Source organism: Paenibacillus solanacearum, assembly GCF_910593845.1.
GTDB lineage: Bacteria > Bacillota > Bacilli > Paenibacillales > NBRC-103111 > Paenibacillus_G > Paenibacillus_G solanacearum.
This window is the reverse complement of sequence record NZ_CAJVAS010000014.1, coordinates 84,144-107,455: the sequence shown is the minus strand read 5'-3', so window position 1 is coordinate 107,455 and position 23,312 is coordinate 84,144. Positions and strand designations below refer to the sequence as shown.

Genomic DNA, 23,312 nt, shown 5'->3' with positions numbered 1-23,312 from the left:
ATTCATGCCGGCGGTTTCGGTTACGGATTTATCCGGAACGGCATACAATACGACAAGCTCGTATGTTGGGTTGATCCGAACGGAGGAGGGGATACGGATGGGGAGTCACCGAAGGCACGGAACGATCCTGTATCGGAGGGGCAGGAGCAAGCGCCGGACCATTATCCGGAGAAAATGGCCGCTCGGCCGCGCAAGAGTCAAGCGCACGGCATGGGGAAGCTTGCAGAACGGCGGCTTTGAAAAGGCCACGCCGATTCAAGCGGATTATTGGTCGGTGTCGAGTAACGACATTTATTTTGAAAATGACTATCCTTTATTCGGAAGCCGTTATGCGGTCATTGCGCTGTCCAGGGGGGAGCAGGCTGTGCTGTCTCAAGTGACGCTGCCGCTGCACGACACCGATTACAAGCTGACTTTCTGGCTGAAGCGGGCGGCATCGCCGATGAACGGAACGATCAGAATTTCGCTGATCGGGTCAAGCTTGCTTCCGCTGACGTACAAAGCAAGCGCCGCGCCTTACGGACAATGGCGTAAATTTGTTGTCACGATCAGCCGGAGAGCGCTGGAGCCGGGCAGGTCGCATACGCTGTCGATCCGTTTCAAAGCGGTAGGCTCCAACCTGCTGCTGCACATGGATCATGTCGCCTTGCTTCCGAAGTAATCCGTCGTAACCGATACCGCGCTGATGCGGACAAGGCCGTGCCCACACGGCCGCACACGCAAACAAGGGCTCCGTATCGGGAGCCCTTGTTTGCGTTGAGGCTAGAACTGAGCTATCGTAAGCTTCCATTCGTCTTCCCGGACTGCCGCTCGGGGGCGAAGCAGCACGCGGTACACCTGCTCGCCCCAAATGCTGCGAAGGCGCCGGTCTTCGACGGCGATCCGTTCGCTCGCAGCCGTTAGCTTGGCAGCGTCGAATACAACGCGCAGCCGGACACCGCTCCCGTCGTCGAGCAGGAAATGCCCTTCGTCTTCGCGAATAAGCGGCTCGCGCAGCGTCATCAGGCTGAGCGTCAGCTCGGCGGTCGGTTCGTTCAGGGCGAAGCGGTCGACGATTTCGATCGAAGCGGCCGCCGTGACGCCGCGGTTCAAACGGCAGGTGCGGTGCCAATGCCCGATGCCGGCCTCCGGGGGGTAGGCAGCCGCGATATTCATCGATAGTTCGGCGCGCTCGTCATCGGCGGCGCAGTTTACTGCGCTAGCACGGTATTGTTTTCCGGCTGCCTGCTGCACGCCGCGCACGGTCGGAAGTGCGTGATAGGCCGATTGCATTGTCCAAATTTCGTAGCGGCGCGAGCTGAACGTCCGGGATGTGTACGTTTCCACCCCGATGTCGATGATCATCGGCTTGCCGCCAGCGTACACGATGAAATGCCCGACGTCGTTATGGTTATGGCTCTCGGCGTTGTGTCCGCCTTTGGCCGCGAGATACAGCCCTTGATCGGAGCCGCCGCGTTCTCTTGCCGCGAACAGCTGAATGTCTTCCAGCCATACGTCCCGCATGTAATGCGGAATGCCGTCATGCCGCATCAGCTCGTCGTAGACGTCAAGGCCGGGCAGCAGCCGCAGCAGCGACATATAGTTGGGCTTCGTTCCGCCATGCTGCCGGAAGGCGTACGCTCCGAGCGCGCACATCGCTTCGTCGCCGATGCGCTGGCCGAAACGGTAGACGAGATCGTCGCTAATGCGCAGCCTGGCGTCGCCGTCGGCAAAGTTGACGAAATACTCGCCGCTAATATGCACCCGGCTAATATAGCGGCCGATTTCCTTGACCAGCGGCTCATCGTAGAATGAGATGCGCCCGTCCGACGCGGTGTAGAGCAGCTCCAGGCAATCGAACATCGATCCGCCGGCGCGCCCCCAATAGCCCGGCCCTTCGTCGCAGCCGCCGTCCTTCCCGTACATGTCGGTAAACGCTTCCAGGCTGCGAAGCGATTTGGCGATTGCCTGCGCCCTTCGCGCGAGCTGCTCCTCGAGGAGCAGGAAGGAGCCGATGACGTTGGATAAAATCCACGGATTCCAGTTGTTGACTCCGCGCGAGCCGAAGCCCATCCACCAGAAATCGGTTCGTTCCATGAACGGGGTGAACATACGTCGCTCCATCTCGCGCCGGAGTCGTCTGCGGATCATCGGACATTCGGCGTCCAGCTGCTCTCTCAGCGCATAGTCGGCGCAGGCGACGAGGGCTGCCGTTTCGGCCGAGAACAGATCGATCACCTGATCGTCCACATCTGGCAGAGCATAGCCGGCGCTTGCTTTGGAAAGCGACATATGAGCGGGAAGAACCCAGTATGACTCCTCGCACAGCGCCCACAGCCCGTTTACGATTTGCTCGACAAACCGGCCTGCCCCTTCGGCGCATTCGGCAACCACCAGCTCGGCAAGCGCGGTCCTTCGCTCGAAATACAGTTCCTCGTAGCGCGAACGGTTGCCGTTCTTCACGAAATCCATGTACCTCGCCGCAGGCAGCGCCGGCCAGGCGAAGCCCAGTCTTGCTTCCCCCCGTTCAACAAACAGGCGCCGAAGCGGCTCGGCCAGCTGGCCCCACCAGGCGCGGTCCGAAGCGGCGGCAAAAGGACGGTAATGATCGGCAGGCAGCAGCACGTTCTCCAATAGTTGTTCCGGATATCGTTCATGAAACATGAATCGATTCACCCTTTCTCCGAATTGGCAAGCGTGTTTCCAAGCCCATTGTAGCTCGAATCAAGCGCAAAGGGAATGCGTTTTTTTCCTGATTATGGGTGCGCTGACTGTTCTTCGATTCGGTGGATACGCAAAAAGAACCCCATCTTCCATGGAAGCTCCAATGGAAGGATGAGGTTCTTTGTCGGTCCCGGTATCGCTCTTTGGAACGAACGAGTCTAAGATCGCTTGCGCTGCAAGCCGGCTACTTGGCAATGCTGGCCTGCGCGGAGAAATGCGTGAACGACATATGCCGGTCCAGCGCCATGTTGGCTGCGCCGAGCGCGCCGCCGATTTCCTTGAACTGGCCGATCTGTACGACGGTGGAGGCGGACAGCTGCCCCATCGCGCGCTGGCGCATCACTTTCACGGCGGTTTGCACGTACAGCGGACAATCCTTCGGGATGGTGCCGCCGAGGATGATCGCTTCCGGGTTGAGCAGGTTGATCAAATTCGCCATTGTGATGCCGAGGTAAGTAGCTGCGCCGGATACGACTTGACCGGCGAGCTCGTCGCCCTGCTCGGCCGCGCGGCAAATGTCGTCGGCCTTAAGCATCTGCAGATCGAAGCCGGGTTGCAGATGGAGCGACGAGATCGCGCCCATGCGCAGCAGCCGGCGCGCTTCCAGCTCCATGGCGGGAGCGGCCGACAGCATCTGCAGGCATCCGCTGTTGCCGCAAGGGCATAGCGGACCGTCGATCGCCACGGTTGTGTGTCCGATTTCTCCGGCGCCGCCGAGCGCTCCGTGAATAAGCTCGCGGTTGACGTAGATTCCCGCGCCGATGCCGGAGTCGACGCCGATGTAGATCATGTGGCGGTAATCTTTGCCGGCGCCGTACCGGCATTCCGACAGGCCGCGGGCACGGCTGCGATTCAGCACCGCCGTCGGCCAGCCGAGCGCCTGCTCGAGCATCGCGCCGAGCTCGACCTGCTGCCAGCCGAGTACCGCCGAGCTGAGCAGGCGGCCGTTATGCGTATCGACAATGCCCGGAATGCCGATCCCGAGTAAAGGGATCGGGCTTTTGTCCAATTTTTCTATAAAATTCGGGATTTCGCCAGCCAGTGCTTGAACGGCCGCCTCCGGCGTAAGCGGGCTGAAGGCCAGCCGCTTCGTCTCCACCGTATTGCCGAGCAGATCGAACGCGCCGAGAATCCAGCTTTGATGATTCAGGTCGGCGCCCAAAATAATATGAGAGTTCGGGACGAGCTCCAGGTTCGTTGCCGGCCGGCCGCCGGTCGATTGCCGAAGCTCGGTTTCCCGCACAAGTCCAAGCTCGATAAGCTCGTTGATCGTAACCGAGATGGTCGCCCGGCTCAAATCCGTCAACTGAGTCAGTTCGATGCGGGACAACGGACCGTGAACCCTCAGCATCTGGAGGATGGCGGTTTTGCTGCCTTTCTGATCCCAGACTTTGCGGATGTTCTCCATAGTTTTCCCTCGCAGTTCATTTCGGACTTTCATAAAGCATCTACTTAAACATATCAAAAAATTACAAAGATAGCAACGATACAGCCAAGAATAATGTTTAAATCTAACAAAACTAACATCGTTATCGATCGATTTGAGGGGGAAATAAGTTTTTTAAAGCTATATTAGTTTAGTTATTGACATAAGTTTTAGGGGTGGCGTATGATGAAGGAGAGGCAGGCCGGTCAGCATGCCGTCATTGAAGCGCAGAAGCGCGACAGAAGCGGCCGGAGCCGTTTTATACATCATTACATAAGCATAGGAAGTTCAGGCCGGCAACGGCAAGCAAGCCATAAAATGAAGGTACGAATGGAGGACGGAAGCATGTTTCCCAAACCGCCGATTACACCGCCGCCGGAACATCCGCGGCTGTTTTTGCGCCAAACGCATTTGCCCGAGCTGCGGGCCAAGCGGACGAGACCCGAAGTGAAGCAGGCATGGGAACGTCTGGAGGCATACAGTCGTTACGGGATCGAAGAAGCGAATGCCGAGCACTGCCCGGGAGACGTATATGTGATTGAAGCCTGCGCGCTGCTGTATTTGCTGAATGACGACCGGGAGGCTGGATTGAAGGCCAAGGCAATGGCGCTGTCGAGCGTCACCAAAGATTTTAACCCGAATTATCAGGACATCTCCCGGGAGATCGGGCGTCTCATGCTGGCCGGCGCGATCGTATACGACTGGTGCTACGAGCTGGTAACGGACGAGGAGAGAGCGTTCTTCATCCGTCATTTCAAGCGGCTGGCCGGGCTGCTCGAGTGCGGATACCCGCCTGTCAAGGAAGGCGCCTTTGTCGGCCACAGCTGCGAATGGATGATTCAGCGCGACATGCTCGGCACGGGCATCGCCATTTATGACGAAGACCCGGAGATGTACGATTTGGCGGCGGGGCGTTTCTTCGACCAGATGGTTCCGGCGCGCAACTTCTTCTATCCGTCCGGCTGGCATCATCAAGGGGACGGCTACGGCGGCGTACGGTTTCAGGGGGAAATGTTCCCGACGTGGATGTACGACCGTATGGGCTTCGGCAACGTATACGACGAATCGCAGCGCGAGGTCGGCTACCAATGGATCTATACGCGCCGCCCGGACGGCAAGCTGCTCCGCGACGGAGATTCGACGCCGGTCATGCCGAAGCAGACAAAGTATACGCGGCTGCATTTCATATACTTGATGCTCGGCGGCTATTTCAAAGATCCCTACTATATATATCAGATGCAAAAGGATGAGGGCCGGTTTCAGGATAAAGACGTGCTCTTCGCCTTTCTGTTCGCGGACCCGGATGTCGAAGCCAGACCGCTTGACGAGCTGCCGCTTACCCGCTACTTCGGCGCTCCGACGGGCGTCATGGTGGCGCGTACGGGATGGGAGGACGGCATCGGCTCCGGCACTGTCGTCGCGGAGATGAAAGTGGGCATGTACCAGTACAACAATCACCAGCATCTGGATGCCGGGGCGTTCCAGCTGTACTACAAGGGGAACCTCGCGATCGATTCGGGCTCGTACAAAGGCTCGTCGGGCAAATACCATTCGCCGCATAACAAATATTATTTCAAGCGGACGATCGCTCACAATTCAATGCTGGTGTACGATCCGGGCGAACTGGAGAAATATCCTTACGTCAAGGACGGGGGTCTTGTCTGGCCGAACGTGAACGACGGCGGACAGCGCTGGCCGAACGAAGGACGTCCCCCGCTGACGCTGGACGATTTGCTGAACAAAGATTTCAAGCGCGGGGACGTGCTCGCTCATGCGTATGGCCCCGATCCGCTTCAGCCGGATTACTCGTACTTGAAGGGCGATTTGACCGCAGCCTATTCCGATAAAATGAAGCAGTTCCAGCGCTCGTTCCTGTTCCTGAACTTCAAGGAGACGGCGCATCCGGCGGTGCTGATCGTATTCGACCGCGTCGTGTCCGCGAAGGCGGCGTTCAGCAAGCATTGGCTGCTTCACAGCATTGAGGAGCCGCATGTCGAGGGCAGCCGGACGACCGTCTCCCGCAGCGAGGATGGCTACAACGGACAGCTCGTCAACGATACGCTGCTGCCGGAGCCGGGCAACCAGCAGATTGCGAAGATTGGCGGACCGGGTCAGGAATACTGGGTGTTCGGCACGAACTATGTGAATGATTTCCCCGGCACGAAGGAACAAGGCGAATGGCGCATCGAAGTGAGCCCGCGCGAGCCGGCGGAGCTGGATTTGTTCCTGAACGTGATGCAGGTGAAAGATATTGACGGTCCGGCGGCGCTGCCGGTGCAGAAGGTGGAGACGGGAACGTTGACGGGCGTCCGCATTCGCGACTGGATCGCGCTGTTCGCCGGAAGCGGCGAGCGGCTGCAAGAGCAAGCGGTCGTTCCCGCGATGTCCGCGCCTCCTGCGGCAGGCGGGCCCGAATGGAACTATCTCGTCGCCGATCTTGCGGCAGGCGTCTGGACGGTGGCGTGGAATGAAACCGCTGCCCGTAGCGAAGCGTCCGGATCGGGAGCAGGCGGTTCCGACGAAGCGAACGCGCTCAAGGAGCAGGCGGCCGGTAACGTCGGCGGCGAAGCGGGAGCAAGCGGCCGGCATGTGGCGACCGTCGAAGTCACGGAAGAAGGCGGGCTGCTTCATTGGCGCTCGCAGGCGGTATCCGGCGCGTTTACGTTAACGTATGGCGGCGCGGGACAGACGAGTCAAACGATCGATTCCGGGGAGGGGCAAAGCGATGAGCAGCGGTAAAAGCAATCTGGTCGTCATTATGGCCGACCAGCTAAGATGGGACGCGCTTGGCGAGCACACGCCCCATATCAATGCATTAAAGGCGGAGAGCGTCGTTTTTGAACGCGCTTACTGCGCGTCGCCGCTGTGCGTTCCGGCCCGCGGGTCGTTTTTTACCGGGAAATATCCGAACGTGACCGGCTCGCTGATCAATCCGTGGACGGAGCAGGAGAAGCAGCACGGGATGGTTTGCCCCGAGCACACAAATTTATATGAGCTGCTGGAACATGAATGGGACAGCTGGCATACCGGCAAGCAGCATTTGTTCACCGAGCCGAAATTGGAGCACAGCGAGGACAGTCGTACCCACTGGCTGCAGCTGGAGCAGCGGTACGAGGCGTTCATGAAGGAGAGCGGCAAGAAGAAGCCGGGCGGCCCCGCCTTCCAGGGACTCGTCCCTGAGCTGGCCTACGGCAAAATTACGAGGAAGCGCAAATATTCGATCCCGACGGTGGCCCGGTTCGACGAGGCGCTGGACTACTTTTACGATGGCTTTATATTGAACGATTCACTCGAGGCGATCCGTCAGCGGGACCGCAGCAAGCCGTTCGCGCTGAACGCGATGTTTCTGGCGCCGCATCCGCCGCTCCATATCCCGGAGCCGTGGTTCTCGCTGATCGGCGACGCGAAGCTTCCGGACAATGTCGGCGTATGGGGCGTCAACCAGTCGCCGCTGCAGCTGTACAACTTGACCGGGATGCTCGGCTCGTCGTATACGCGGGAAGAATGGCAGCGAATCTGGAACGTCTACATGGGCCTGGTCGCGCTGCTTGATCATTGCGTCGGGAAGCTGATTGCAGAGCTGAAGAGCGAAGGGCTCTACGACGATACGCTCATCATGTTCTGCAGCGACCACGGCGAGATGCTCGGCTCCCACAAGCTGTGGCAGAAGATGTGCATGTACGAGGAATCGGTAAAGACGCCGCTGATGATGAAATTCCCGTCCGGCTTCGAGCCGGCGGTTCGAAGCGTCTCGGCGCCGGTCAGCAGCGTCGACGTGCTCCCGACGCTATGCGAATCGCTCGGACTGACTATGCCGGAGGGCGTGTCCGGCGAATCGCTGATGCCGCTCATTCGCGGGGAGAAGGCTGCGCCGGAGCGCGAACAGGTCTTCATCCAATTCGACGGCAACGGCGCGCGAAGCAACTTCCAGCGATGCGTCATCGAAGGAAGCGACAAGCTGATCGTCGATATATTCAAGGATGAAATGTTCATCGAGCTGTACGATCTCGCGGAAGACCCGCAGGAAATGAACAATCTTGCTTTTCGCGAGGAAGAACACGGCAGCCGGATCGAGCGCATGCTCGCGAGTCTAAGGGAGCATATGCAGGCAACGAATGATTTGCTGACCTTGCCGGCGAATGGATACCGGCAATTTTTGAACGACTATGGACCGTTTCAGGACAAATAAGAAAGCTTGGCATCATACGAACCGGAGGAGAAGACGAATGAAGGCAGCAGCATACGAAGCATGGATTGACGAAGCATGGGAGAAAGCGGTGGCGAAGATCGGGCTGATGAGCCAGGCGATCGGGAGCGGATTCCCTCATGTATCGAAGGATGGGAAATACGACGGAACGGAGCCGCAGGCGTGGACTTCGGGATTTTGGCCAGGACTGCTGTGGCTTGCTTACCGCGACACGAAGAACGAGGCGTTCCGGCAGCTGGCCGAAGCGTGCGAAGCCCAAATGGACGTATGCATCGACGAGTATACGCGGCTTCATCACGATGTCGGATTCATGTGGTCGCTCTCCTCGGTGGCGAACTACAAACTGACCGGCAGCGCCGAGTCGAAGCTGCGCGCCTTGAAGGTGGCCGCTTGGCTTGCCAGCCGGTTCAATCTCAAGGGCGGCTACATCCGGGCGTGGAACAACAACAACTGGAAAGCGGACGGCGGCAACGCCGGCTGGGCGATTATCGACTGCATGATGAACCTCAGCCTCCTGTTCTGGGCATCCGCCGAGATCGGCGACCCGCGGTTCAAGCATATCGCGGCCGAGCATGCCAATACGGTGCTGCGCGAATTTTTCCGCGAGGACGGCTCCTGCTGCCATATCGCGGCGTTTGACCCGGAGACCGGCCAGCGCGTCGGCACGCTCGGCGGGCAGGGCTACGCCCCGGAATCCGCTTGGGCGAGAGGGACGGCCTGGGCGCTGTACGGCCTGGCGCTGTGCTATCACTATACGAAGGACGACGCCTATTTGCAGGGCAGCAAGCGGTCGGCGCATTTCTTCCTGGCGAACCTGCCGGAAGACCTTGTCCCTTACTGGGACTTCCGGCTGCCGACGCTGGAAGGCGCACCGCGGGATTCCTCGGCGGCGGCGATTGCCGCAAGCGGCCTGCTGCTGCTGGCAGAATCGGTGCCGGCGGAGCAGAGCCGGCTGTACGCTTCGGCGGCGAAGCGGATCTTGAAATCGCTCGCCGATCATTACGCGGTATGGGATCAGCAGGATGAAGCGATTCTGCTTCACGGTACCGGCCATTACCCGGCCGGCAAAAATATCGATGTCGGCTTGATTTACGGCGACTACTTCTTTGTGGAAGCGCTCGCCAAGCTGCGCGGCCAGCGGGACATGTTCTGGTAGAACGCACCGTTCACAGGGGGAGAACCTATGCGGTTACATAAGCAAGCAAATTCGGTGTTGGTCTGGCTGCTGCTGCTCTGCATCGCCGTGCTGCCGGCGTGCACCGGCAGCGGCGAACCCGCTGCCCGGACGCAGCCGGGGACGGAGGGCCAGCAGACGGCGGTTCAGACGCCGCTGCCGCCGCCGGCGTTCGCGCCGTACAACGGGCCGGCTCCTACGGCGGATAGCATCATCGCCGATCTCCAGAAGAACAACCCGAACCGGCAGCATCCGCGGCTGTTCGCTACGGCGGATACGTTCGCGAAGCTGAAGGAAGACGTCAAGAGCGACCCGCTGCTGCGGAAATGGTACGCCGATCTGCGCAAGACGGCGGACAAGACGCTGACGAAGCCGGTCGGCGCTTACGAGACGCCTGACGGCCGGCGCATGCTGTCCGCCAGAGACGCCCGGCCGATCATCGAGCAGAACGCGATGATGTACCGGCTGAGCGGGGAGGAGAAGTATGCGAAGCGGGCGGTTCAGGAAATGCTCGCGATGGCGTCGTTCCCCGACTGGAATGACAAGAAGGAATTTCTCAATACCGCGGAAATTACCGCGGGTATGGGCATCGGCTACGACTGGCTGTACGACGTGCTGACGCCGGAGCAAAAAGCTGCGGTGCGCAAGGCGATGGTGGAGAAGGGGCTGCAGAAGGCGGTCGATGCCCACAACAACAAAGTATGGTGGAGCGTCCGCACCGATCCGGTCAACAACTGGAGCGCCGTCTGCAACGGCGGTATTATCGTCGGCGCGCTGGCGATCGGGGACGAGGATGAAGTGCGGGCGCTTGCGGGCGACATCATCATCCGCTCGATGAAATCCGTGCAGACCATCATTCTGAGCCATTGGGGGCCGGATGGCGGCTGGAGCGAAGGGCCGGGCTACTGGCGCTACATGATGGAATACACCGTCAGCTACATGGCGGCGCTGCAGACGGCGGTAGGCACGACGTACGGCCACGCCCAGACGCCGACGCTGGCGAAGACGGCTTACTTCCCGGTATATGTGACCGGACCGCAAGGGACGTACAACTTTGCCGACAACGACAGCGGCAAGATGAAGATGCCCGAGCTGTTCTGGCTCGCCAAGGCGATTAACGATCCGAAGCTGGCCGGTCATCGGCTGGCGATGATGGATGACGCGAAGCAGGCGGGCGGCGTCTACGACCTGCTCTGGTACGATCCGAAGTTCCGCCAATCGGACACGTCGCTGCCGACGGACGTGTACTATCGCGATGCGGAGCTTGTGATGATGCGCAGCAAGTGGTACGACCCGACCGGTGTATTCGCCGGCTTCAAGGCGGGGACCGCCGTCGCGAGCCATTCGCATTCGGACATCGGCTCCTTCGTATTCCACGCGGGCGGCGAGCAATGGGCGATCGACGTCGGCAAGGACGATTACAATCTGAAGGGCTACTCCAACTACGATAAGGAGCGTTACACGTACTACCGGCTGAAGCCGGAAGGGCATAACACGCTTGTGATCAACCCTGACGCGCAATTTCAGCAGGATCAGGCATCCATGAGCAAAATCGTGAACTACGTTTCGACGCCGCAGAAGGCATTTGCGATTGCCGATATGAAGCCCGCCTATGCCCGGAACGCGGAAACGGCGAAACGAGGCATTCTGCTTGCAGACCGCAAGCGGTTGATTGTCCAGGATGAGCTGAAGGCGAAGCAGCCCTCGACGGTCTGGTGGTTCATGCACACGAAAGCGGCCGTGCAGGTGGCGGAGGACGGCAGGTCGGCGCTGCTCACGCAAAACGGCAAGCGGCTGTGGGTGACGCTGACGCTGCCGAGCGATTCTCCGCTCAAGCCTTCCTTCCAGGTAATGGAGGCGAGACCGCTGCCGGAGTCGCCGAATCCGGCGGGGCAGACGGCCAATAACGGCATCCGCAAGCTGGCTGTCAAGCTGGAAGGCGTAACGGACGTGCGCATGGCCGTCGAGCTCGTGCCGCTGGCGGGCGGCGAAGCAGTACCTGCCGCAGGGCAAGGTTACGTGCCGCTGTCTGACTGGAAGTGACATGCGAGCCGGTTGTGAAGGATAGGGACGGGAAGGATAGGACGGGAAGGGCAGGGCCCCGCGGGCTGCGCGGACGCCGAAGCAGGCGTCTGCCGCCGTCCCGCGGGGCGGAAGGGAGAGGGATGACGATGTGGAAATCAAGCGCAGCGCGAACGTGCTTGCTCTGTCTGGCGGTTGCTTTGGCCGGCTGCTCGAAGGGCGGCAAGAGCGAAGAAACCGGGCCGGCTGCGGGCAGCGAGCCGGTGAAGCTGATCGTGTACAGCTACAGCTCCGGCATTCAGGATTCCGAATTCCAGAAGTTTTTTGTCGAACCGATTCAGAAGAAATATCCGAACATCTCGATGCAGCTCGTATCGCGCAACGGCGATAAGAATACGCCGGAGCAGGTGATCGCCTCCGGAGAGCTGCCCGATCTTATCTTGACGAGCAACGTGTACATCGGCATGTTCAACAACCTTGGCCTCGGCATGGATCTCAGCGCGCTGGCGAAGAAGCATAACCTCAGCTTCGACAAGTTCGATCCCGCCGGTATGGCGGCGATCAAGCAATTCGGGGACAAAGGCGAAGTGTACGCGGTTCCTTTCTCGATGAACTACGGCATGATGGTGTACAACAAAGACATTTTCAACAAATTCGGCGTTCCGTTTCCGACCGACGGGATGACCTGGGATCAGACGATCGAGCTGGCGAAGAAGCTGACGCGCAAAGAAGACGGCGTGCAATACATCGGCGTCGACCCGGATTACCCGGAAAATGTGACGAGGCAATATTCGCTTCCGTATGTAGACGAGAAGGAGGAAAAGCCGCTTATGAATACGCAGGGCTACAAGACGGCCTTTTCCAAGCTGAAAGCGATCTATGACATTCCCGGATTTATCGGGGAGAAGAACAAGTTCATGTATACGACGAACGGCTTTTTCAAAGACCGCATTCTCGCGATGTACCCGGTATGGGGCGACGGCGTCGTCGGCACGTTCGAGGACACGGCGAATCAAGGCAACCCGGTCAACTGGGATATGGTGACGTATCCGGCCTTCGAGGACCGCCCCGGCGTCGGCAAGCCGGTGGATCTGCATCTGATGATGCTGTCGCCGAAGAGCAAGCATCCGGAAGAAGCGTTTCGGGTAATCGAGGCGCTCGTATCCGACGAAGCGCAGATCGCGATGAATAAGACGGGCCGCATGACTTCCTTGAACAACGACAGCGTCAAGAAAACGTACGCGTCCGAGCTGAAGAGCTTCCAGGGCAAAAACGTGCAGGCCGTGTTCAAGACGAAGCCCGCGCCGATCGTGAAGCCGACCGATTACGACCTGCCGTTCAAGCAGTTGATTCGCGAAGGTGCGAAGGATATGGCGCAGAACAACAAGGATGTCAATACCGTGCTTCGCGAAGTGCAGGATAAAGCGGAGAAAGCGATGCTTGAAGTGAAGAAGTCGAAGTAGCCCGAGCAGGGCGCCGAATGCATCGCGGATCCCAAACGATCGTCAGGCTGTCCGTTCCAACCCGATTCCAAGCTCATCGACCTACCCGAAAAAAGGAGGACTGGCGCCATGTATCCGCAGCCGCCGCATATTCCCCCGCAGGAGCATCCGCGCCTGCTGATCCGAAGTCAAGACATTCCCGCGTTAAGGGAAAAAAGAACGAAGCCGGAAATGAAGCAAGTATGGGAGCGGCTGACCGAATTCAGCCGGATCGACATCAACGACGCCTATTCCAGCGAAAGTCCGGGCGACGTCTATCTCATCGAAGCAAGCGCGCTCATGTACGTGCTGGACGGCGACGAAGAAGCCGGGCAGCGTGCGAAGCAGCTGGCGCTGCACAGCCTTACGAAATCGTTCAATGCGAGTTATCAGGACATTTCCCGGTCCATCGGACGATTGATGCTGGCGGGCGCCGTCGTCTACGATTGGTGCCGCGAGCTGATCAGCGACGAGGAGCGCCGCTTCATGATCGGCCATTTCAAACGGCTGGCGCTGCTGCTGGAATGCGGCTATCCGCCGAACAAAGAAGGCTCGATCGTCGGCCATACGAGCGAATGGATGCTGATGCGCGATCTGCTCGGCACCGGCATTGCGATTTATGACGAAGACCCGGAGATGTACAACCTTGCCGCCGGGCGGCTGTATGCGGAGATGGTGCCTCCGCGCAACTTCTTCTATCCTTCGGGGTGGCATCACCAGGGGGATAATTACGGCTCGTACCGGTATCAGGCCGAGCTGTACGCCACATGGATCATGGACCGGATGGGCGCGGGCAATCCGTTCGACGCCTCGCAGGAGCGGGTGGGCTATCAATGGATTTATACCCGCAGGCCGGACGGCAAGCTGCTCCGCGACGGGGACAGCGACAATCCGCTCTATGCCGAGCATGAATATATCAGGCTGTTCCCGCTCGTCTATTTGATGGCGGGGAGCTATTACGGCAATCCGTATTTTCTCGATCAGCAGTTTCGCGAATTTCAGTCCATTCCGGACATGTATGTGTTTCACGCCTTTTTGTTCTACAACGCCGACGTTGCGCCGAGACCGGTGCAGGAGCTTCCGCAAACGCGGTATTTCGGCTCGCCGATGGGGATCATGATCGCCAGAACAGGCTGGGATACGGGGATGGACCGCAGCTCGGGAACGGTGGTCGCCGAGATGCGCATTGGCGAATACCAGTACAACAATCACCAGCATTTGGACGCCGGTGCGTTCCAGCTGTATTACAAAGGCTACTTGGCAATCGATTCCGGCATTTACAAAGGCTCTTCCGGTAAATACCATTCACCGCACAACAAGTATTACTTCAAGCGGTCGATCGCGTACAATACGGTACTGGTGTACGATCCGGAGGAATTAAAACATTACCCGTATGTCAAGGACGGCGGACTTACTTGGCCGAACGTGAACGACGGCGGTCAGCGCTGGCCGAACGAGGGACGGCCTCCGCTCAGCCTTGAGGAGCTGCTCGGCAAAGACTTCAAGCGGGGCGAGGTGCTGGCGCACGGGTTCGGACCGGACCCCGTTCAACCGGATTATTCATACTTGAAAGGTGACATTACGGCCGCGTATTCGGACAAAATGAAGCAGTTCCAGCGCTCGTTCCTGTTCTTGAACTTCAAGGACGACACGCATCCGGCGGCGCTGATCGTATTCGACCGCGTCGTATCCGCCCGAGCCGATTTCCGCAAATATTGGCTGCTGCACAGCGTAGAGGAGCCGCAGATTGCGGAGGAAGCGGGCCGGACGGTTATTTCGCGCAGCGAGGACGGCTATAGCGGTCAACTGATCAATGACACGCTGCTGCCGGAAGGGGGCAATCGGGACATCGTGGCAGTTGGCGGTCCCGGCCAAGAGTATTGGGTGTTCGGCACCAACTTCGTCAACGATTTTCCAAGCACGAAAGAACAGGGCGCCTGGCGCATCGAAGTAAGCCCGCGCGAGCCGGCTGAGCAAAATTATTTTTTGAACGTGATGCAGGTGAAAGAGATCGGCGGCCCGCCGGCGCTCCCTACGGAGCGGATCGACACCGGCGACTTGGTCGGCGCCAGAATCAATGATTGGATCGTGCTGTTCGGCAAGAGCGGCGAGCGGCTGCGCGGTCCGTTGACGGTGTCCGTCTCCGGCTTGGCCGGGGGCAGCCAAGGGGCCGGTTCGTTCCAATGCGTCATCGCCGATCTTGCCGCCGGGCGGTGGAGCGTGGAGACGGAGGGCCGGCGCGAAACGCGCGACGTGACCGAAGCGGCCGGGGTGCTTCATTTGACCGGCGTGACCGCAGACGTGCGGCTGACATTGCAGGCCGAAGTGAGTGAAGAGGGGAAATGACAACGATGAGACATTTGAGCGAATGGTTTGCCGGGCAGCGGCTGGCGGATCAGGTACTGCCGCGGGCTGCATACCGCCCTTACCCGGACGCCGAACGGCGAAGCGAGTGGGAAGCGCTGCCTGCGGAGCTGCGGCAGTCGGTCGTGGCGGAAGGGGAGAAATACCTCGATTACAACTGGCCGGTGCTCACCGCATCGATGTATATGGAGTTTCTGCATAACGGCAACCGGACCCGGTACGACGGCGTGTACCATTTGCGCAGACGGGCCGTCACCTCTCTGGCCCTGGCCGAGTGCGTGGAGAACAAGGGACGTTTCGTGAAAGATCTGATTAACGGAATTTGGCTGATCAGCGAGGAGTCGAGCTGGGTCATCTCCGCGCATAACCGGATGTTCCAGGAACGGCATCCCGGACTGCCGGACGTTCTCTCCCAGCCCGGAATCGACTTGTTTGCCGCCGAGACCGGCAACCTGTTCGCATGGCTTGCATATTTGCTGCAGCCGGTGCTGGACCGGGTGAACCCGCTTGTCTGCGAACGCATTCGCAGCGAGCTGCGCCGCCGCATTCTGGACCCGTATTTGCAGCGGGACGATTGCTGGTGGATGGGCTTCCGGGAGCGGGACCAGCGGCTGAACAACTGGACGCCCTGGTGTACCTCCAACTGCTTGAGCGCATTTCTGCTCGCCGAGGCGGATGACGAGCGCAGAAGGCAGGCCGTGATGAAGGCGCTGCACAGCCTCGACCGGTTTCTGTCGATGCATCCGGCCGACGGCGGCTGCGACGAAGGACCGGGCTATTGGAATAAAGCGGGCGGCTCGCTGTTCGACTGCTTGGAGCTGCTGCACGCGGCTACCGGCGGGAAGTTCGATGTATACGCAGAGCCGCTCATTCAAAATATCGGGCGCTATATTTATAAGGTACATATTCATGAGCGGTATTTTCTCAACTTTGCCGACGGGCCGCACCGGATTACGGTCGAGGGCAATATTGTATACCGCTACGGCGAGCGGATCGGCGACGACAATATGATGGCGCTCGGGACATCCGTGCACCGCATGCTCGGCAGCGAAGGCTGGAAGAACATGAAGTTCCTGTCCTTCCTGCGCGTTCTGCCCGCGCTGTTCGATTACCGCCGCATCGAAGAAGATGCGAAGCCGCTGACGTTCCGGCGCGAGATGTACATGGACGGCATCCAGGTCATGGCGGCGCGCGAGACCGAGGCGTCGGATCGCGGGCTGTATGCCGCCATGAAGGGCGGCCATAACCAGGAGAGCCATAATCACAACGATGTCGGCCATTTCGTCGTGTATGCGGACGGCTTGCCGGTGCTGATCGACGTTGGGGTAGAGGAATACAGCGCGAAGACGTTCAGCGCGCAGCGCTATGAGATCTGGACGATGCAGTCCGGCTATCACAGCCTCCCGGCGATAGGCGGCCGCATGCAGCAGGACGGCATCGCGTTTCGTGCGACGGATGCGCAGTATGCATCGGAACCGGACCGCACGGAGCTTACGCTCGACATCGCCGGAGCGTACCCGCCGGAAGCGGGAATCGCTTCGTGGACCCGCACCTGCCGCCTGATCCGCTCGCCGCAAGCGGTCGTCGAGCTCGAAGAGCGGTATGCGTTCGCGGACGGAGCCGGCGGGCCGTTCGCGCTGAACTTCATGACCTGCTGCCAGCCGCAGGTCGATAGCGGCGGTGGCCGGATCGTGCTGCGGTGCAGCGAAAGCACAGCGCTCGCAATGGAATACGATGCGGCGGCATTGTCGCCCGCGGTCGAGACGATCCCGCTGGAGGACAAGAAGCTCCGCAACGCTTGGGGCGACTGCCTGTACCGGATCGTGCTGGAGCCTGCATCGCTGCGGCCGGAGGGCGGGCATACGATTCGCTTCCGCCAAATTTAGCTTCAAATTTAGTTTTTAATTTAGCTTCAAGGATCATTTTATAAAAAGCAAAGCAGCCATCGACCATACGAATAGGAGAGGATCAACATGCCATTATATTGGGGAGATTTGCATAATCATTGCGGCATCAGCTACGGATTCGGAGGACTTGAGAACGCGCTGCAGGCGGCCAAAGGCCAGCTCGACTTTTGCGCGATCATCGGTCACGCGTCCTGGTACGATATCCCGGCCCGTACGGAAGGGCTCGAATATTTGGTCGATTTCCACAAGGAAGGCTTCGCCAAGCTGCGCGGCCATTGGGACTACGTGCTTGATACAGTGAAGAGCTTCAACGTGCCCGGCGAATTCGTCACGTTCCAAGGGTACGAGGCGCATTCGAGCAAGTACGGCGATCATCACTTTTTGTCGCCGGATGACGATCTTCCGCTGGTCGAAGGGGAGTCGCCTGCGGCCATCGTCGAGAAGCTGGCGCCTCGCCGGGTCATCGCTGTGCCGCATCACGTCGGCTATACGCCGGGCTACCGCGGCGGCAACTGGGACAGCTTTAGCAGCGCCATCAGCCCGATCGTCGAAGTGTATTCGAAGCACGGCAGCGGCATGTCGGATCAGAGCCCGTTCCCGTATTACCACGACATGGGGCCGAGAGATTCCCGCAGCAGCATATACGGCGCGCTTGCGCGGAAGCACCGCTTCGGCTTCGTCGGCTCCACCGATCATCACGCAGGCTATCCGGGCTCATACGGGGACGGACGTCTGGCCGTGCTGGCCGACGCCAAGACGCGCGAATCGATATGGGAAGCGATCCTCGCCCGCCGCACGTATGCGGTGACCGGCGACAAGATCGCATGCTCGTTCACGATGAACGGCCTGCCGATGGGCAGCGAAACGGCCGCCTCCCAGCGCCGGTTCGAGCTGAACGTGACTGCCTGCGACCAGATCGACAAAATCGTCGTGTACAAAAACTTGCGCCCGTGGAAGGTCGTAAACGGCGAATGGCTTGCGGGCGAAGGCGCTTCCCGGAACGCAGGCAAGTACAAGGTGAAGGTGGAGCTGGGCTGGGGGAACAACAAGGACGGCTTCGAGTGGAACGCAGCCGCCGAAGTGCGCGGCGGGAAGCTGGCCTCGGTGGAAACATGCTTCCGCGGCCGAAGCATTCTTGCCCCGACGCCGGAGCTGCGCGACGATCCTACGATGAACGCGCTCGGCAACCGGATCGTCGGCCAATCGGACTCGGCGGTCGAATGGGCGTGCACCTCGTTCAAAAATCCGACGACGCTGCACCCGCATACGGCGGCGGTCATTCTTGAGGTAGAGGGCGACGCGAGCACCGAGCTGCATGTCAAGGCGAACGGCGCGGAGATCAGGACGACCGTGGGCGAGCTGCTCGGCGGCAACCGCACCGTGCATTTGCATCCTTACAACTCCGAAGCGCTTGTGGTGCATCGCGCCATTCCGCAGCAGGCTTATACAGTCAGTGAAGCGTGGACGGATACGCTGGCCGAATCGGAATGCGACGTATACCATGCGGAAATCAAGCAGGCGAACGGGCAGTGCGCCTGGATATCCCCTATTTACGTGCTTGCGTAACAGGCAAGCGATCAAGGAGCGACAGACCATGAAGCGACCGAACATCGTATTTATTATGAGCGACGACCATGCGGCGCACGCGATGAGCTGCTACGGCAGCCGGATCAATCAGACGCCGAATCTCGACCGGATTGCCGGCGAAGGGATGCGCTACGACAACTGCTTCTGCACCAATTCGATTTGCGCACCGAGCCGCGCGACGATATTGACCGGCCTATACAATCACCTGAACGGCGTATTGACGCTGGGAGACCGTTTCGACGGCTCCCGGCAAACTGTGTCCAAGCTGCTGCAGCAGGCAGGGTATCAGACGGCGATTATCGGCAAGTGGCATCTCGGCCACGGCGGCGTCAGCGATCCGACCGGCTTCGATTACTGGAGCGTGCTGCCGGGTCAAGGCGACTACCGCAACCCGAAGTTCATCGAGATGGGCGAAGAGAAGCAGTATGAAGGCTACGTGACCGACATTATCACCGATCATTCGATCGATTGGATTCAAAAGCGCGACAAGGAGCGGCCGTTCTTCCTGATGTGCCATCATAAAGCGCCCCACCGCCCGTGGATTCCCGACGAGAAGCACGCGCACCTGTACGAAGACGTCGACATTCCCGAACCGCCGACATTCAACGACGATTACAGCAACCGCGCCGCCGCCGCCGAAGCGGCGATCATGCGGATCGAGCGCGATTTGAAGCCGCGCGATCTGAAGATGGACCCGCCGGAAGGACTGTCCGATCAGGAGCTGAAAAGCTGGAAGTACCAGCGCTACATCAAGGATTACTTGCGCTGCGTCGCTTCGATCGACGACAATGTCGGGCGGCTGTTGGACACGCTGGACACCGAAGGCGTAGCTGACGATACGATCGTCGTCTATACGTCGGATCAAGGCTTCTTCCTCGGCGATCACGGCTGGTTCGACAAGCGGTTCATGTATGAGGAATCGCTGCGCATGCCGTTCATCGTCCGCTATCCGAAGGAAATCAAGCCGGGAACAGTGCAGGAGGCGATGGCGCTCAACGTCGATTTCGCTCCGACGTTCCTGGACTATGCCGGTCTCTCCGTACCGGAGGAGATGCAGGGCAGCAGCTTGCGCCCGCTGATGCAGGGCGAAGTGCCGGACGGCTGGCGCACTTCGATGTATTACCGCTACTGGATGCATTTGAGTGAGCACGGCGTGTACGCCCACTATGGCCTGCGCACGCATGACTACAAGCTGATCTACTATTACGCCGATGCGCTGGGCGCGACCGACGCGATCGACGACCCGAAGCCGCCGGAATGGGAGCTGTTCGATCTGCAGCGCGACCCGTATGAGATGAACAACGTATACGCCGACCCGGCTTATGCGGATACGGTGAAGCGTCTGACGGAGGAGCTGTACCGGCTGCAGCGCGAGGTGAATGATGCGCCGTATGTGGAACCGGTCGGATAATCGCAAGGGAACGGCATTTCACTCGCTCTGAGAACAAGGGGAGCGGTTCCGCACGGAGGCCGGGAGAGATCGGCGCGCTAAAGAGCTGTCCGGACGTGCGTTCTTTCGGCAGCAGACGATAACGCGCGCCGGATCTGCTTGGTTCTCTCCGTCGCCGTCTGTCGTGCGGTACGTTTCCTTTGTATAGAGAAAGCGATATATAGTAAAGGGGGACTTTCAGTATGAAATCGTGGATTCGCATGTCAACAACGATTGCAGTCGCTGCATCGCTGTCGGGAAGCTTGCTTACCGGATGCAGCTCGGGAAAGCCGCAGGAAGCCGCTCAATCGGGCCAAAAACAGCCGATCGAGCTCGTCTTCTACCAAACCGGCAATGCCGATTGGAAAGAAGAGGACTTCATGAAAAATTACGGCGACTACATCAAGCAAAAGTTTCCACACATTACGCCGAAGTTCGTTCCGGTGCCGGCCTCCAAGTCGATGGAGGGTCTTATTTCCGGCGGACAGCAGTTCGATATTTTGATCTTTTCCATCGGCCACACCCATCTGAACTTGCTGCGCAACGATTTCCAGTTCGACCTGACGGATCTGATCAAGAAGAAGAACATTGACTTGAACCGATTCGAGCCGTTCACGATCCAGCAGCAGAAGGAGATCGCCGGCGGCGGCATCTACGGACTGCCGCTGTCCAACACCTCGCCTGTCATTATGTACAATAAGGACATCTTCGATAAATTCGGTGTTCCGTATCCGAAGGACGGCATGACGTGGGACGAAATTTACAATTTGTCCAAGCAAGTGACGCGCAATGACAACGGAACGCAATATTACGGCTTCCTGGCGTCGCCGGAGCATTTCTTGAAGACGAATCAATTCTCGGCGCCGTTCATCGATCCGAAGACGTTGAAGCCCGCTTTTGATAACCCGAAGATGATGACGTTCCTGGATAATTTGAAGCGCTTTTATCAGCTCATTCCGCCGCCGGACGGCAAGCCGCTGCCGGGAGGATTTTTCGCATCCACCGCGCAGTCCAACATGTTCGCGAAGGACAGGACGCTGGCGATGTGGTCGCACTTCTCGAATGCGGCGCTCAATTTTCCTGAGGATCTGAACTGGGACTATGCGGCGATGCCGCACTTCAAGGAGCTGGGACCCGGCGGGCCGCAGGCATACCCGGGGTATATTTATATCAGCAAAACGAGCAAGTATAAGGATGACGCGATGGATGTATTGCAAGCGCTGACATCGGATGAATACCAGACGCTCCGCTCGAAGACGGGTGTGGAAACCGCGCTGAAAAATCCCACCATCAAGAAAACGTTCGCGCAAGACCTTCCGAAGTACAAAGGGAAAAACGTGAACGCGATTTTCCCGCAGACGTATGCGGCACCCGCACCGCTCACCGAGTATAACGATTTGGCCTGGAAGCGGCTGAACGCCGCCGTCGGCGACATCGGACGCGGCAACAAGGATATCGTCACCGCCGTTCGGGAAGCGTCGGAGCTGCTGGCCAAAGATATCGAGGCGGAAAAGCCGAAGAAGTAATGGACGTCTACGTGCCGGAATCGGCCGTCATTAGAGCGGCGTTAGGGAGCCCTTGCGTGCAGACTATATCGCGGTGTTCGACCGACCGCCGCTCAGCGCTGTAACGCGCGCTTGGGATTCGCATGCTTTGGAAGTGCCGGCAGGGAGGGGAGCACCCCGCGCAGCCTGTGCGCTGTAAGGAGAGAGCTGCCTCGCGCAACCTATGCGCTTGCAAGTAGAGAGCTGCCTCGTGCAGCCTATGCGCTGCAGGTAGGAAGCGCCTCATTCAGCCTAATGATGCGTGTCGGGCTGGCTTGGTGCATCCTTTTGCCGCAGGCTGTTGGGGGCGCCCATCTTGTTGTAAGGCGCCTGCCCGTAAGGCCGGTGCTGTTCTGGACGACAAGCTCGCAATAGTTCCATAAGGAAAGTGATGAGACCGGGAGTTTGTTCCTTTTCTAACGAACTCCCGGTCTTTTTGTCGCTGTGTTACGATCCAATCGCTGCTGCAATCCGCCATTTTTGTCATTGATAGGGAAAAAACCGTCTGCTAAGATAAGAGGGACATCGCGAGAGACGGCCCGCAGGAACAAAGGAAGCTTGTTCTTATACAGACCAGATGGAGGGAAATACGCTGCAATGAGTTCTACGCTGAAATTGATGTCCTACAATATTCATTACGGCACAGATACGTTCAACAAGCTTAACCTGGAACGTATCGCCGATGCGATCCGCGCCGCCGATCCCGACATCGCGGGGCTGCAGGAAGTGGACAAACATTGGTCCGACCGCAGCGCTTTTATGGATTTAGGCCGCGCCCTGGCGGAGACGCTCGGCATGCAGATCGTATTCGCGCCGAATCTGGACCGCGATCCCCTCGCGGCCGGAGAGCCGAGAAGGCAGTACGGCACGGCCGTGTTAAGCAAGCATCCGATCGTACGGTCGAGCAATCATGCGCTCAGCAGCTTCGGGAAGGAGCAAAGAGGGATGCTGGAGACGGAAATCGCCGTCGGCGCTCGGTATCTTATGTTTTACAACATCCATATGGGGCTGACGTCGGAGCAACGAGTGAAACAGGCGGAGGAAGTGCTTGATATCATGAAAGGCAGTACACTTCCGCTTGTGCTTCTTGGAGATTTCAACGCTCATCCTGACAGCGAGGAAATCGAACAATTTAAGCGAAGCGGCTTGATCGATTCGTTCTCCGGCATCGCCGATGCGGGTACCTTCCCGTCGATCACGCCGGCAAGGCGGATCGACTATATCTTTTATAACGATCAGCTAGAGCTCGTCGAACGGGAAGTCGTCGCCTCCGACGCTTCGGACCATCGTCCGATTGTCGGCATCTACCGGTTCAAATCGTAATATGCACGCATAGAAAGCAGTTCCAGCGACATGCCGTTGATTTCGATCACGGCATGTTTTTTGTTTGTATTTGCATGTTTTTTTATTTGTAGGAAAGATAGTCGTTTCTGAATAAAGTCAATCGCTAGCTTGCATGTTCTGTTGC

General features: G+C 59.0%; 14 protein-coding genes. 12 read left to right on the top strand and 2 right to left on the bottom strand.

Annotation, left to right across the window (positions count from 1 at the left end; genetic code table 11):
- The first annotated feature begins 97 nt into the window (after nt 1-97).
- Complete coding sequence (locus KXG62_RS16885) at nt 98-661, top strand: hypothetical protein (RefSeq protein ID WP_218093172.1); 564 nt, start codon at nt 98-100, stop codon at nt 659-661.
- Nucleotides 662-762: 101 nt separating this feature from the next.
- On the opposite strand, the gene KXG62_RS16880 is transcribed toward KXG62_RS16885, so the two are convergent.
- Both KXG62_RS16880 and KXG62_RS16875 read right to left on the bottom strand, forming a co-directional pair.
- Entirely contained in the window at nt 763-2,643 is a 1,881-nt protein-coding gene (locus tag KXG62_RS16880) for a heparinase II/III domain-containing protein (protein ID WP_218093171.1), read from the bottom strand.
- 244 nt (nt 2,644-2,887) lie between these two features.
- Nucleotides 2,888-4,111, bottom strand: coding sequence for an ROK family transcriptional regulator (locus tag KXG62_RS16875; RefSeq protein WP_218093170.1), 1,224 nt, complete (start codon nt 4,109-4,111; stop codon nt 2,888-2,890).
- 363 nt (nt 4,112-4,474) lie between these two features.
- Here KXG62_RS16875 and hepB (KXG62_RS16870) point away from each other — a divergent pair, with 363 nt between their 5' ends.
- The 11 genes from hepB (KXG62_RS16870) to KXG62_RS16820 all read left to right on the top strand — a co-directional run bounded on the left by hepB (KXG62_RS16870) (nt 4,475) and on the right by KXG62_RS16820 (nt 23,167).
- The gene (gene hepB / locus KXG62_RS16870) at nt 4,475-6,868 is read left to right on the top strand and encodes a heparin/heparin-sulfate lyase HepB (RefSeq protein ID WP_218093169.1); all 2,394 of its coding nucleotides are present in this window, start codon (nt 4,475-4,477) and stop codon (nt 6,866-6,868) included.
- On the top strand, nt 6,855-8,318 hold the full coding sequence (locus KXG62_RS16865; protein WP_218093168.1) for a sulfatase family protein: 1,464 nt from the start codon (nt 6,855-6,857) through the stop codon (nt 8,316-8,318). Before hepB (KXG62_RS16870) ends, KXG62_RS16865 begins: the two co-directional genes overlap by 14 nt.
- A gap of 37 nt (nt 8,319-8,355) precedes the next feature.
- On the top strand, nt 8,356-9,492 hold the full coding sequence (locus KXG62_RS16860) for a glycoside hydrolase family 88 protein (RefSeq protein ID WP_218093167.1): 1,137 nt from the start codon (nt 8,356-8,358) through the stop codon (nt 9,490-9,492).
- Nucleotides 9,493-9,519: 27 nt separating this feature from the next.
- Nucleotides 9,520-11,553, top strand: a complete 2,034-nt coding sequence (locus KXG62_RS16855; protein ID WP_218093166.1) for a heparinase II/III domain-containing protein — start codon at nt 9,520-9,522, stop codon at nt 11,551-11,553.
- A gap of 128 nt (nt 11,554-11,681) precedes the next feature.
- Nucleotides 11,682-12,995, top strand: a complete 1,314-nt coding sequence (locus KXG62_RS16850; protein ID WP_218093165.1) for an ABC transporter substrate-binding protein — start codon at nt 11,682-11,684, stop codon at nt 12,993-12,995.
- A 108-nt stretch (nt 12,996-13,103) separates the two neighbouring features.
- Entirely contained in the window at nt 13,104-15,359 is a 2,256-nt protein-coding gene (gene hepB, locus KXG62_RS16845) for a heparin/heparin-sulfate lyase HepB (RefSeq protein WP_218093164.1), read from the top strand.
- 5 nt (nt 15,360-15,364) lie between these two features.
- Nucleotides 15,365-17,263 (top strand): heparinase II/III family protein, encoded by a 1,899-nt coding sequence (locus KXG62_RS16840; RefSeq protein ID WP_218093163.1) that lies wholly within the window; start codon nt 15,365-15,367, stop codon nt 17,261-17,263.
- A gap of 87 nt (nt 17,264-17,350) precedes the next feature.
- Entirely contained in the window at nt 17,351-18,850 is a 1,500-nt protein-coding gene (locus KXG62_RS16835) for a DUF3604 domain-containing protein (RefSeq protein WP_218093162.1), read from the top strand.
- Between the two features lie 28 nt (nt 18,851-18,878).
- Nucleotides 18,879-20,282: a sulfatase family protein gene (locus KXG62_RS16830; protein WP_218093161.1), complete on the top strand. Its 1,404-nt coding sequence runs from the start codon at nt 18,879-18,881 to the stop codon at nt 20,280-20,282.
- 221 nt (nt 20,283-20,503) lie between these two features.
- Entirely contained in the window at nt 20,504-21,826 is a 1,323-nt protein-coding gene (locus tag KXG62_RS16825) for an ABC transporter substrate-binding protein (protein ID WP_218093160.1), read from the top strand.
- A gap of 615 nt (nt 21,827-22,441) precedes the next feature.
- Nucleotides 22,442-23,167, top strand: coding sequence for an endonuclease/exonuclease/phosphatase family protein (locus KXG62_RS16820; protein WP_218093159.1), 726 nt, complete (start codon nt 22,442-22,444; stop codon nt 23,165-23,167).
- Nucleotides 23,168-23,312 lie beyond the last annotated feature (145 nt).